The organism is Aureibacter tunicatorum (assembly GCF_036492635.1).
GTDB lineage: Bacteria > Bacteroidota > Bacteroidia > Cytophagales > Cyclobacteriaceae > Aureibacter > Aureibacter tunicatorum.
Window position 1 is genome coordinate 151,417 of record NZ_AP025306.1, and the last position, 13,639, is coordinate 165,055.

The following is a 13,639-nucleotide window of genomic DNA, read 5'->3' on the forward strand; positions in this document are numbered from 1 at the left end:
ATTTCAATTGCTAAGCAATTTTTTAAAATAGGAGTCATCAGCACTTGGCAATTATAGCGAACCCCATCGCTTTCGGCATGCAAAGGAAACATTATTTTTTTATTTTCAAAATTATTAGTATTTGTTCAGGGAGAATGTAGATTAAAGAAAACTATTGCCTTATTAAATCATAGTGGATTCAAAAAGTTTGCAACTTGGCTTATCAATTCTATGAATAATATTGGGAAGAGTATTGATTGCAAGAGAGGTTTTTCGTTAAAAAATGGATTTTGTAATGCGACAAATAATACTTGTATCGCATCACAAAATAAATCTAGAACATATAACTTATCCCAATTCTTCCTCCATAAATATTATTGCCTCCAAGCAGTTCTAAATTAAGAGCTAAATTATTGTTGAAGTAATATCTACCGCCAATTTGCAAACCTAAACTTAAGTTCGAGTAATTGTTATCTTCATTCGCTGCTTTATTATAAACATTGAAGCCTAGGTTGGCTCCTGCATAAAAATCCCATTCGCTGGACATGTTAAGAATTCTCCCAAAGTGATAATTTGCAAGTCCTTGAAAACCAAAAATGTTATTGCGGTGATTATTATGTCTGTAAGATAAGTATGAAATTTCTCCCCCAACAGTAATATCCGGATGAACTCCAAACTCAACTCCTGCATATACAGGTACGCCTTTATTTGCAAATCCAAGTCCTGCATTAAACATCCTATTGCCACTCCAGTTTCTTTGCGCAAATGAAGATGTGGCTGTGAAAGCAATGATCATAATCAAAGCTCCAAAAAATCTTTTCATTTTCATTAAATTAAATTGTGATTAGTTAAGCAGTTCAAAATTAGCTTATTTTTGAAAATAGAGATAGTTTGGAATGATTTAATTGTTATTAGATATTAATTAGATAGGTATAGTGTAAATAAAAATTGGAAAAGAAAAAAGGAGTATTAAAAAATCTCGTTTAAAAAGAGAAGGCAAGTTAAAATGCTTTTAGATTAAAACTTATGTGATTAAAAAACGATGATTCTTTTTTTGGCAAAATATGATTCAACCTTTCACTGTTATTGGTTTAATCAAAATGCCTGTTGGTAATTTTTCTCCCTAAGCTACATAAGCCATAGCCATCGCATCTGACTGGTCCATGTTTTTTCTTAGGTTAATGATCGCATATCTCATTCTGCCAAGAGCAGTGTTGATGCTAACACCTGTTTCATCGGCGATTTCCTGAAAACTCATACCCATAAAGCTACGCATTTTCAAGACTTCTTTTTGAGTCTCTGGCAGACCTTCAATCAAATCCAAAAGCTTGCTAACTAGCTCTTCCTGAACTTTTGTATCCTCAGCGTTGTTGACAACAAACTGATCGCTTTTGAACAAGTTAGGGTTTTCGTCATCAGTCACCATAGTATACTTGCTGTATTTTCTGTACCAGTCGATAGCTTTATTATGAGCAATTCTCATAAGCCATGGCTGAAACTTTCCTTCCTCATTGTAATTGCCGGAATTCAAGGTGTCGGATACTTTAACAAAAGTCTCTTGGGCCAAATCCTCGGCTACTTCGGAATCCTTTACTACATTAAGTATCTTCATGAAAACTCTCTTGCTGTACTTTTCATACAATAAACCAAAAGCGGCTTCGTTACCTTTGATATAACTTTTAACCAACTGTTGGTCATTGATTTTTTTTCCTTCTCTTTTTATCATCATAGCTGCCTCCTTACCTTGATTACGAATGCAAATGTAGTTTGTAATCAGTTGTTTTTCAAACATTTATCAGTTTTTAATGTTAATATAAGTTAATGTTAGGGTAAAATTATACTTATTTATTCTTTCAGTCGTTCCCGGAACCTATATCCTTACTACAGCTATGATAAAAAGTAACCTACTATTTTTTAATAAATATTTTATCCGAAAGGATTTTCTTAACAGGATACGGGACTTGTTTTTGCTTTCATATTAGTTGGTTTTTTAATGACGAGGATAACTTTAATTATTTATTATGACTACAATTAACCCCTATCTAACATTTAACGGCAATTGCGAAGAGGCTTTTGGCTTTTACAAATCTGTTTTTGGAGGCGATTTTTCTTTTTTGGGCAGATTCAAGGATATGCCTGAAAATCCCGATTATCCACTGGAAGATGCTCAAAAGGAATTGATCATGCATATTTCTTTGCCAATCAGCGATGAAACGATTCTTATGGGTAGTGATACATTAGCTGCATTTGGTCAACCATTTGAGAAAGGGAATAATTATTCAATCTCAGTGAATATTGACGACGCTGAAGTAGCTAAAAAGGTGTTTGATAAATTGTCGGATGGAGGAAAAGTCAAAATGCCATTTGATAAGACATTTTGGAATGCTTGGTTTGGTTCGTTCGAGGACAAATTCGGCATTCACTGGATGGTTAACTCTCAGATCAAAGAGGAGTTATAATTTTATGATTTAATGCAGGTTGCCCACAAGTTGGAAAGCTTCCTGCATTTTAAGGTTGTTATTTGCTTATTAGTTCAATTATTTTTCTCACGGCGGAATTTTTGAGTGATTCGTTGGAATATGACAAGCCGATAGACCTGAACATTCGAGGTCCTTTGACTTTTTTGCTAATGACATTTTGGATATTGGAAACTAGAAGTTCAGGTAGAAATGAAATCCCCCAGCCGGATGCCACTAAGCTCAATACTTCAGATTTGTTATCTGAGCTTCCTGTTATTTTTAATTTTTTATTTGCATTGGAAAGCAAACCGATAGTTTGTTGATGCGCTTCGCAAGGAGGGCATTCAATAAATTCTTGGCCATCCAAATCTTCCAGACTTATATTCGCAATATGGGATAAGGGATGGTTGGCATTCATGCATAAGACATAATCTTCTTCCCAAAGAGGGAGAAAAATTTCATTTTCATGTTTGAATTCTCTGATTATGAGTCTCAAATCGCTTTTTTTTCCAAAATTATGGACATGCAAATCGATGGAAGGATATATTAAATATATTTGCTCAAATAACAATGTTTTTAATTTTATTGGCAAATCAGGCATTATTGAGATAGAAAGCGATTGTTTGATATTTTGTTTTTTAAACATGTTTTCCATTCGATTCATTTCCGCCAATAAATGAATGGATTCAGGATAGAATATATCCGCATCTGAAGTAGGACTTACGCCTTTTGGGTGTCTTTCGAATAAGTTTACGGAAAGCATTTCTTCAAGCTGTTTGATGCCATTGGTTATGGAAGGTTGAGATACAAAACATCTCTCCGCAGCTTTGGAAATGTTTTTTTCTTCATACACCGCAATAAAAAATCGTAATAATCTAAAATCCATTGATATAAGTTTAGCTTATGGCAAACATAAGAATTTAATATTTTACTTGAGTTCAAATTTCGGTTTACTTTGCCTCAATAAAATTAAACATTTATGGTTGTTGAAAGTCAATTGTCTAGGTAGGCTTTCATTATTTTAAATAAAACTAACGATTTGGATATGAAACCATTAGTTGTAATTACAGGGGCGAGTTCAGGTATAGGAGAAGAACTAGCAAAGCATTTTTCTGAGGCAGGCCATGCTCTACTTCTTATAGCAAGAAGATTAGAAAAACTTGAAGCTTTGAATTTGCCCAATACAATGTGCAAGCGAGTTGATGTAACAGATTATGCGGAATTCGAGGCTGCTGTTAAAGAGGCTGAGGAAAAGTACGGACCTGTTGATTGTTTGATTAACAATGCAGGTTTGATGCAATTGGGGCAATTTGCTGATCAAGATCCTAAGGAGTGGATTAATATGTATGATGTAAATGTGAAAGGCTTGATGTATGGAATGAAAACAGTTGTTAATGGAATGATGGATAGAAAACATGGAACAATATTCAATATCAGCTCAGTTGCTGGGAAGAAGATGTTTCCCAATCATTCTGTTTACTGCGGGACAAAATTTGCGGTGCATGCCATGAGTGAAGCTGTGAGGGAGGAAGTATCATCGCATAATATAAGAGTGATAACTATTGCTCCGGGAGCTGTTGAAACGGAATTGTTGGGGCATACTACAGATGATGAGATAATCTCAGGCTATGAGGACTGGAAAAAGGCGATCGGAGGCGCGCTCAAGCCTGAGGATGTTGCCAATTCAATCATGTTTGCATATAATCAGCCGCAAAATGTTTGTCTGAGAGAAATAGTCCTTACAGCTACAGGACAACAAGCATAGTATTTAGCCGGTTCATCCGGCTTTTTTTAATAATACAATTTGATATGAAATGGATTATTTCTTTAGGCTTTACAAAGAGAAAGACATTGCTTAAATCTAATGGATTTGAAATAAATTAGTAGGGGAGAATTGATTTAGCTTGTATCAAAAGTAGTTAGGCTGTGGTTCATGCCTCGATTTTTTGATTATTGGAAACGGAAACTATATTGATATGTCGACAACAAATTTTGATATGCCATTAAGCCCATTGGCGGGGAGTAGATTGAATAATTTAAAGAAAGTTATTGAGGGTAGGCATGTGGATGACAAATACAAGTCTAAGTTAATAAAATCTGAAATGCTTAGCGTATTCACAGAGCCTTTCAGCACTTATGAGGAAGCTGTTTATGGAAAGCAGGTTCAAAAGTTTCATTTAGACCAGGATCCGGTTTTTATACTTGGACACTGGAGAAGCGGAACAACACATTTGCATAATTTAATGTGCAAGGATCCTCAATTCGGATATGTAACTACCTATCAAGGAGTGTTTCCAAATATGCTCTTTTCGTCACAATGGTTATTCAAGAGCTTTATGAATTTGGCCATGCCTAAAAAGAGAGCAACTGATAATGTGAAGCTTGGAGTAAACTTGCCACAAGAGGAAGAGTTTGGTCTTGGGAATACTACGCCTCATAGTTTTTATAATTTTTGGTTTTTCCCTCAAGATACTATGGAATACTATCAAAAGTATCTGATGTTTGAAGGTTTAAGTGATCAAGAATATGAGGACTGGAAGTCAAGCTATAAGAAGTTCGTCAATAGAGCTATGCTCAATACGAAAGGCAAAAGATTTATTTCAAAAAATCCACCGCATACATCCAGAGTAAAACAATTATTGGACATTTATCCAAATGCCAAGTTTGTATATATTTATCGTAACCCCTATACGGTTTTCGAGTCGACAAGCAAATTTATGTGGGCGACTATTCAGGGGCTAATGCTTCAGGATTTCACAAAAGAACAGTTGGAATCCAATATATTAGAGATATACAAGGGGATGTATGACAAATATGAATCAGAGAAAACTTTGATTCCTGATGGAAATCTGATAGAAATAAAGTTTGAAGATTTGGAAAAAGACAATATCGGTTGGTTGAAGCATATTTACCAGTCTTTGAGTTTGCCTGGCTTGGACTTTGCCATGCCCCACTTTGAAGCATATGCGGCTCAACAAAAGGGATATAAAAAGAATGCTTACAATTATCAAGAAGAAACAGTAAGGAAGGTAAAGGAGCATTGGGGCTTCGCATTGGATAAATGGGGATATGACGTTTTGTGATATTTTAGTTAAATATTAAGATTTATAAGTAGCAAGGCCTCTAAAATATAGATTTAAGAGGCTTTTTTTATATTTCTGAATATAAGTGAAACTTTATTTTAACTTTGCACGTTCGCAATGTTGAAATGTCATAGATGATTTATTTTTATGATTTTCGTTAGTTAATAAAATGATTTGATATTATCTTTGTAAAAGATATATCTATGCTTTGTTTTGGAATCATAGGTGATAGCTTAAGTCTATTCCCTTAGATCATACGGAGTATTATAATAGACATGTCACTTAAAATTGACTCATAGGTTTGAAGAGAGGGAAGAAAGATATCGCGCGAAACTTTTTGCTGGTTATTACTAAAATAATGGTAATATTCACCATGCTATTTGCATTTGAATCAAATTTTGCCTTAGACTATGATGATGATCAAGAATTAGTTGAACTGACTGAAGAGTTTGAATCGGAATGCGAGACTGAAAAAGAGAGCTCAAGTACTGAAGAGACTGAAGTGGAAAAGTCGTTCGATCACTATTTAAACGCAAAATCTAAATTCTCTTTTATGAGAATGATGAACTCCAATGGAGAGTATTTATTTATTTCTAGAAGCTTAGATCATTTTCAGAATATAATATCTCCACCTCCTGAAAATGCTTAATCTCATTTCATCTTATTAATTCGAAAAATAGTTAGGGTGCTTCCCTATCTTTATTAGTGTGTCTAATTTTAGATTATATCTATGTTAGATTGGACTGCTTGCGTCTTAATTCCTCCAATTCATAATATGCCTTCGCTTGAAAGCAATAATATAGCTTTAAATAGCGTGTAGATTAAAGGGGCAAACAATAATATTATAACTGTATTCAATTTTCTAAAATAATATGAGCAGCAAGAATAAGAATTATGCGATAGTTCAAAGATTCTTAAAACTACTAGAACCGCATCATCAAGAAATCAGATATATTTATGTATATGCTATTTTCAGTGGCCTAGTGAGTTTATCTCTGCCTATAGGTGTTCAGTCAATTGTGAACTTTATCCAAAGTGGGCAAGTGACAACTTCTTGGGTTGTGTTGGTGGCATTTGTAATCTTCGGTATAGCGGCTATCGGCATATTGCAGATATATCAATTAAGACTGACTGAAAGAATTAGCCAAAAGATCTTTGTCAGATCATCATTTGATTTCGCTTTTAGACTTCCTAAAATCAAGCAAAAGCTGGCGGATAGCAATTATTTGCCGGAATTAGCGAATAGGTTTTTTGACACTATGACGCTCCAAAAAGGCTTGTCGAAAATACTTATTGATTTTAGCAGCGCTTTGCTTCAAGTATTGTTTGGATTGATACTTTTAGCATTTTATCATCCGTTTTTTCTCGTTTTCTCATTATTGTTGTTTGCTTTTGCAGTAGTTGTCTACAAATTTACTGCCAAAAGAGGTTTTGAATTCAGTAAAAAAGCTTCCAAGCACAAATACCAGATGGCTCATTGGTTGCAAGAGGTTGCCCGTTCGAGCGAGACGTTCAAGAATTCAACAGATTCTGAATATGTGATACACAGAGCGGATGAGTACGCAAGCAAATATGTGAAGGCCCGTGAAAGTCACTTTGATATTCTTGTTAAGCAGTTTGGGATGATGGTGGTCTTTAAAATTATCATTACTTCGCTTTTATTGATTATCGGTGGATATATGGTGATCAATCAAATGATGAATATCGGACAGTTTATCGCCAGTGAGATTGTTATTGTAATGATGATGGGATCTGTGGAGAAACTCATTATGAGTCTTGAAACGCTATATGATATGATGACCGGATTGGCTAAAATTTCTCATGTTACTGATATGGATCTTGATGATGACGACTCTCTTGCTGCCGGAATCGACGAAGGAGTTGATTTTAAGTTAGAACTGAATAATGCTACCATCATGGACAGCAGAAAAGGGGAAATTCTTTTTAAGGATTTGAACTTGATTGTAGGCAACAAGGAAAGATTATTTCTTGAGAAATATAACGCTACAGAGAAAAATGTGCTGGGCAAAGTATTTATGGGGTATGAAGAGCTTGTAAGAGGCTTCATGTTGGTAAAAGGCAGGCCAGTGGTAAGCGAAGATTTTAGATTGAGAATCAAGTCATTTTCTGAGGAAGACAAGCTTTTCGAGGGATCTTTTGTCGATAATATATCTATGGGAGCAGAGGATGTCGACTTGAGAAGATTAGGTGAAATCTTGGAGTTAGTGGCTTTAGAGTCATTTGTAAAGACTTTGGATAAAGGATTGGATACGATAATTTGTTGCGGTGGGTGCAGACTCCATTCGGTGACAAAGGAAAAAATATTGCTAGCAAGATTGATTTATGCGCAACCGGAATTGATTGTTGTCAACAGATCAATGCGTTCGTTCAAACAAGAGGAACGCGAATCTATTATGGATTACTTTGTTTCTAGTGAAAGACCTTGGTCTTTGGTGCTTTTGAGAGACTGCAAGATGTGGAGAAACTCTTTGGAAGGCAAGAATAAAGAAACTTTAACGACTTAATCGATGAATAATCGAAAGGAAAGTGTAAATGATGAAATTTTAGAATTGATTAGCCATGTTGAATATATCAAATAATTCAGATTCAAATAAAATCAATAAAAATGACTATCAGTCATTGAGATATTTTGAAGAGAAAAAAATAAAAGGAAATATAGTTTATAAGATTTTTTTTATTTTAGCACTAGTGCTAGTGGTACTTATTTTGCCATGGACTCAGAATATTCCTTCATTGGGCACGGTTACGACCCTAAGGCCTGAGCAAAAACCTCAAAAGGTGCATAGTGTCATAGGAGGTCAGATAGAGAAATGGTATGTGCTAGAGGGAGATTATGTGCAAAAGGGCGATACTATCCTTCATATTTCAGAGACTAAATCGGAATACTTTGATCCTGAATTGGTGGATAGAACTTGGGATCAGATTCAGTCTGTTGAACAATCCGTGGGTTCTTATGAAGACAAAGTGAATGCTTTAGATTTGCAAATTGAAGCTTTGAGAGAAAATAAAAGACAAAAGTTATTGCAAGGAAAAAATAAGGTTGAACAGCTTAATTTAAAAATCAAAAGCGACAGCTTGGATTTGGAAGCGAAATCGTTGAATAGAAATATAGCGCAACAGCAATATGAGCGTACCTCAAAATTGCATGCTGATGGATTGAAGTCATTGACGGATTTGGAAAGCAAAAGACAGTCCATGCAGAAAAGCAAAACTGAGGAAATTGCTTCAGCGAATAAATTGCTTTCAAGCAGAAATGAGCTTATAAATGCTGAAATTGAGTTGAACGCGATAGAATCCAGTTTTAAGAATAGCATAGCCAAAGCTGAGTCTGACAAGTACACGGCCCAATCGAATATGTTTGACGCTGAGATCAAACTTTCTAAAATGAAAGGACAGCACGTAAATTACAAGTTGAGAAATGACTTGTACTATGTTACGTCACCTCAAAGCGGTCATATTACCAAAATTTTGCCTTCGGGTATAGGCGAGACAGTGAAAGAAGGCGAGTCAATAGCCACGATTATGCCGGAGGATTTCCAATTAGCGATAGAAATGTTTGTCAAGCCAATGGATTTGCCATTGCTAGCTAAGGGACAAACAGTAAGAATTAGGTTTGACGGCTGGCCGGCAATCTTCTTCTCAGGATGGCCGAACACATCTTATGGAACCTATGGAGGTAGGATTTTCGCTATAGACAACTTTATAAGTGCTAATGGAAAATATAGAGTTCTTGTATCTCCTGATGTGAATGATAAAGAATGGCCTGACGCTTTGAAAGTGGGTACGGGTACGCACAATATTGTATTGTTGAATGATGTGAAGATCTGGTATGAGCTGTGGCGTTTGAGCAACGGTTTCCCTGCGGATTATTATCAGCCTGCTACTTCTACGACGGATGGAAAGTCGAAGTAATGAGTATGTTGATGAAAGTATTGATAACAAGCAATTTTGAATCCGAAACTATGAAGATAATATTAAAGAACATATGCTTGGTTTTGATGGGGTTGATTTGGGTTGTTGATAGTGCTATGGCACAAGAAAGCGATTCAGAAGATCCACAGCTGGAAGTTTCAGTAATGGATTTCGATACCTTTATGAAATTTGTTTCTGAGCATCATCCTTTATCTAAAAGTGCGGAATTGAGATTAAAGGAATCCGAACTCTTGGAACAAAAGGCCAAGGGTGGGTTTGATCCAAAGCTATATGCTGAGTCATCAGAAAAGCGATTTGACGATAAAAGGTACTATCAACACTCTAGCGCTGGTGTCAAGATACCTACTTGGCTGGGCTTGGAGTTACAGGCAGGAGTAGACCAGAGTGTAGGCGAATATATTAATCCGGAGAGTAAAACTCCGGATGGTGGATTGTATTATGCAGGTCTTTCAATGAATCTTCTAAGAGGCTTGACCTTGGATAAAAGAAGATTGGAGCGCAAGAAAGCTCAACAATATGAGACTTATAATGAAGAAGAACGTAAGATCAGACTTAACAAGTTGTATCAAGAAGCTGGAAATAGCTATTGGAATTGGTTTGTAGCTTATAATATTCTTGACACATACCATAAATCTTTAGAGTTGTCAACTGAGCGATTTGAGCAAATCAAAAGAAATTCAGAATTGGGTGATAAGCCTGCTTTGGATACTTTGATTGCCAAGATTCAAGTGCAAGAGCAAGAAATGGCTCTTAAGGATGCTGAGATAAAATACTACAAAGCAACTCAAGAATTGGGAACGTACATGTGGTTTAATGGAAGTATTCCTTTGGCGTTAAGCGATAATGTGACACCTGAGGCATTGGAAAAAGTATTGTTGGAAGCACCAAAATTAATAGAAGATGTAAATGTCGATTCGTTGTTGGAAAATCATCCAATTATCAAGCAAAACCAGACAAAAATAGACATGCTTATGCTTGAGCAACGATGGAGCAAAGAGCAATTGAAACCAAATCTGAATTTGAAATACAATGTGCTTAGTGAGAATGTTTTGTCTCAAGATGGTAGCAGAGCCTTTAGTCCACTGGATAATTACAAATGGGGAGTTAGTTTTGAAATGCCTTTGTTTTTGAGGAAAGAGCGTGCTGGTGTGAAGATTTCAGAATTGAAAATCGAGGAGCAGAATTACGCAAATCAATCAAAGCAGCAGGAATTGGTAGCGAAGGTGAAGGTGCAGCTTCAGACGATCCAAAATAATTTGGATCAGCTAGACTTGTATTCTCAGACTATGAATAATTATGGCTCATTGCTAACTGCGGAACAACGACTTTACAGCGTAGGAGAGGGATCATTGTTCTTGGTTAATAGTCGAGAATCTAATTATATCAAAGCACAAGTAGATTGGATCAAACTGTTTGGAAAGACTCGAATTAATGTTATTGATTACGAATTTATTTCGGGTACAAGTGATTTTATAGAGCTCAAAAATGAAATGGAAAGTTTTTAAACACACTTTATTTTAAGATAAACTAGAAAGCTATCTCCTTTATGGGGTTAGCTTTTTTTTATTCATGATTTTGGTAAGGTTTCATTATGAATATTATTTTTCCTCTTTTTAACTTTATATTGCGAAGAAGTTTTGCTATTTAGATTAAATAAATATACCTGCATCTTGGGGAGTCCCATATTTTACCTAATTTAGATTTGATTCAAATATAAGTTAGTGAAAATAGTATAATGTATCGCTTTAGACCTTTATTGTTATTGTTTTTAATGTCTTTTGTTTTTGCCTTGAGAGGTTTAGCGGAAAATAGAGTTTCCATTAGAGGAAATGTATTTGATGTTCATTCAAAAAGGCCAATTCCTTTTTCAAATATTTCGATAGAAGGCGAGCCAATTGGTACGATTTCAGATGACAAAGGTTTTTTTGAATTGTCAATTCCAAAAGAATTTAGTCTGCCATTCACTTTGTCAGTTAATTCTATGGGATACAAGACTAAAACGGTCGTTGTGAAATCGTCGCAAGAAAGTCTTCGTATTGGCTTGGAAGAGGACATAATGGAGCTGCAAGAGGTAGTGGTCAATGGCGATCCAGAAATACAAGCGATACGAGAAAAGGGCTTTTCAGTCAATTTGATCACCACAAGACAACTTGAAAAGCAGTCGGTCCAAGTGAATGAACTTTTGGATGAAACTCCCGGAATAAGAGTAAGACAGAGTGGTGGATTAGGTAGCGGGACATCCTTTAATATCAATGGGCTTACGGGAGATGCCGTCAGGTTTTTTATGGATGGAGTTCCCATGGACTTTTTTGGCTCATCTTTTTCAGTTAATAATATTCCTGTTTCCATGATAGAGAGGATGGAAGTCTATAAAGGTGTTGTGCCCGTAGAGTTAGGCAATGACGCATTAGGAGGCGCGGTGAATTTGGTAACCAAGAAGAATAGCGGCAATGCGCTGGACTTTTCATATTCATTCGGGTCATTTAATACGCATCAATCAAGTTTGACAGGGCAAGTGAAAGATGAGAAGACAGGATTGACATTGAGAGGTTCATTGATGTACAGTTATTCTGACAATAACTATCAGGTCTGGGGAGATGATATTTATGTGACAAATCCTGACTTTACAATTGATAGAGGAATGAAAGTCGAGAGATTTCACGATTCTTTCAGGTCTTATGGCGCAAAGGTTGACTTGGGGGTGACAGACAAGAAATGGGCAGATCAATTTTTCATCAGCATTTTAGCTTCGAACCTAGACAAAGATGTGCAGCATGGAGCGACTATGGTTATTCCGTATGGAGAGAGAAGATATGAGCAAAAGACTTTTATGCCGAATCTTTCCTATGCCAAAGATGATTTATTAGTTGATGGGTTGAACGTGAAATTATTTTCTGCAATTTCCAAGGAGACGTTTCATTTGGTAGATACTTCAAGCAATAAGTATAATTGGTATGGGCAAATTGATGGGCAGAGAAATAGTGGAGAAGCGGGAGCCAAGACGCTTTTGACAAATGAATTTTTATCTTATCTCAATAGGACCAATGTTACTTACCAGTTAAGCGAGAATTACAAAATAGGTGTCAATCATGTGTTTTCAAGTTTGATCAAAACTGGCGACGATCCGCTGGCGAGTCCTGATCAAAGAACTTTGGAAGATAGACAGAGGACAAACAAGCATATTTTAGGTTTAACTTTGGAAAATAAGTCTTTTAATGAAAAGTTGAAGACATCGATATTTACGAAGTACTATGTATATGATGTTGATGTTGATGACTCTGAGTATAGCAGTGATCTTGGAGAGTATGTGCCTGTTCGATTTGATACGGTAGGTTCGCATTTAGGCTATGGTTTGGCAACTTCTTATTCTTTTAATTCAAAAGTAAGCTTGGTGTTTTCATTTGAAAATGCGGCTAGATTGCCAGGACCTAATGAATTGTTTGGAAATGCTTCAAGAAACATGGAGGCCTCTTATCATTTAAAGCCTGAAAAAAGCAACAACTATAATTTAGGAGTGAATTTTATGGATATTGGACCGAGTATTTTGCATCGTTTTGATATCCAAACAAATTTATTCTATCGTGATACAAGGGATAGATTCTTTAAGACAACTTCTAGAACTACTCAAGCTGAGTTTTTCAGGTTTGAAAATATTGGCAAAGTAATCAGTATGGGTGTTGATTTTGATGTTAAATACCATTACGCAGATGTCTTTGACTTTTCTTTTGCCATGTCTTATCTGGACTCAAGAGATCAAACACCAGTTGATGCGAACGGCAATCATAATCTATTTTATAACGAAAGAATACCCAATGAGCCTTACTTTCAAATTAATAATAGAGCGGCTTATCATTTCAAAAATGTATTTACCAGAGGCTCAAGAATGACTGTGCATTGGAGAATGGGATATGTGAAAGAGTTTTATCGATTTATAGAGGCAGGAGGTTCGGATGGAAAGGATATGGTTCCTGACCAACTTTATCACGATTTTGGAGTGAATTATAGTTTTCCAAAAAATAAAGTCTCTTTAGCTTTTGATTTAAAAAATATCACGAATGCTCAACTGTTTGACAACTTCGCATTGCAAAAGCCTGGAAGAGCTTTTTATCTCAAACTTAATTACCGAATCTTTTAAAAACACATTTTAAATTACATATACACGAT

General features: G+C 35.7%; 11 protein-coding genes and 1 riboswitch. Of the genes, 8 read left to right on the forward strand and 3 right to left on the reverse strand.

The features are described from left to right. Positions 1-21: 21 nt before the first annotated feature. A riboswitch (Fluoride riboswitch) is annotated at positions 22-80 on the reverse strand. A gap of 233 nt (positions 81-313) precedes the next feature. Continuing rightward, positions 314-802: an outer membrane beta-barrel protein gene (locus AABK36_RS20680; RefSeq protein WP_309940536.1), complete on the reverse strand. Its 489-nt coding sequence runs from the start codon at positions 800-802 to the stop codon at positions 314-316. A gap of 300 nt (positions 803-1,102) precedes the next feature. After that, complete coding sequence (locus AABK36_RS20685; protein ID WP_374709129.1) at positions 1,103-1,705, reverse strand: RNA polymerase sigma factor; 603 nt, start codon at positions 1,703-1,705, stop codon at positions 1,103-1,105. Between the two features lie 295 nt (positions 1,706-2,000). Between AABK36_RS20685 and AABK36_RS20690 the strand changes: the two genes are divergently transcribed. Then, positions 2,001-2,438 (forward strand): VOC family protein, encoded by a 438-nt coding sequence (locus tag AABK36_RS20690; RefSeq protein ID WP_309940533.1) that lies wholly within the window; start codon positions 2,001-2,003, stop codon positions 2,436-2,438. A gap of 58 nt (positions 2,439-2,496) precedes the next feature. Here the strand turns inward: AABK36_RS20690 and AABK36_RS20695 are convergent, their stop codons facing one another. Next, a complete protein-coding gene (locus tag AABK36_RS20695; protein ID WP_309940532.1) occupies positions 2,497-3,324 on the reverse strand; it encodes a LysR family transcriptional regulator in 828 nt (275 codons plus the stop codon). A gap of 159 nt (positions 3,325-3,483) precedes the next feature. Between AABK36_RS20695 and AABK36_RS20700 the strand changes: the two genes are divergently transcribed. The 7 genes from AABK36_RS20700 (at position 3,484) to AABK36_RS20730 (ending at position 13,610) form a co-directional block, all read left to right on the forward strand. Then, a complete protein-coding gene (locus AABK36_RS20700) occupies positions 3,484-4,203 on the forward strand; it encodes an SDR family oxidoreductase (RefSeq protein WP_309940531.1) in 720 nt (239 codons plus the stop codon). Positions 4,204-4,414: 211 nt separating this feature from the next. After that, positions 4,415-5,521, forward strand: a complete 1,107-nt coding sequence (locus AABK36_RS20705; RefSeq protein WP_309940530.1) for a sulfotransferase family protein — start codon at positions 4,415-4,417, stop codon at positions 5,519-5,521. 358 nt (positions 5,522-5,879) lie between these two features. Continuing rightward, positions 5,880-6,170: a hypothetical protein gene (locus AABK36_RS20710; RefSeq protein WP_309940529.1), complete on the forward strand. Its 291-nt coding sequence runs from the start codon at positions 5,880-5,882 to the stop codon at positions 6,168-6,170. Positions 6,171-6,393: 223 nt separating this feature from the next. Then, positions 6,394-8,046: an ABC transporter transmembrane domain-containing protein gene (locus AABK36_RS20715; RefSeq protein WP_309940528.1), complete on the forward strand. Its 1,653-nt coding sequence runs from the start codon at positions 6,394-6,396 to the stop codon at positions 8,044-8,046. Positions 8,047-8,101: 55 nt separating this feature from the next. Then, a complete protein-coding gene (locus tag AABK36_RS20720; protein ID WP_309940527.1) occupies positions 8,102-9,454 on the forward strand; it encodes an HlyD family secretion protein in 1,353 nt (450 codons plus the stop codon). A 50-nt stretch (positions 9,455-9,504) separates the two neighbouring features. Continuing rightward, the gene (locus AABK36_RS20725; RefSeq protein ID WP_309940525.1) at positions 9,505-10,980 is read left to right on the forward strand and encodes a TolC family protein; all 1,476 of its coding nucleotides are present in this window, start codon (positions 9,505-9,507) and stop codon (positions 10,978-10,980) included. Positions 10,981-11,246: 266 nt separating this feature from the next. Further along, entirely contained in the window at positions 11,247-13,610 is a 2,364-nt protein-coding gene (locus tag AABK36_RS20730) for a TonB-dependent receptor (RefSeq protein WP_309940523.1), read from the forward strand. Positions 13,611-13,639: the final 29 nt, after the last annotated feature.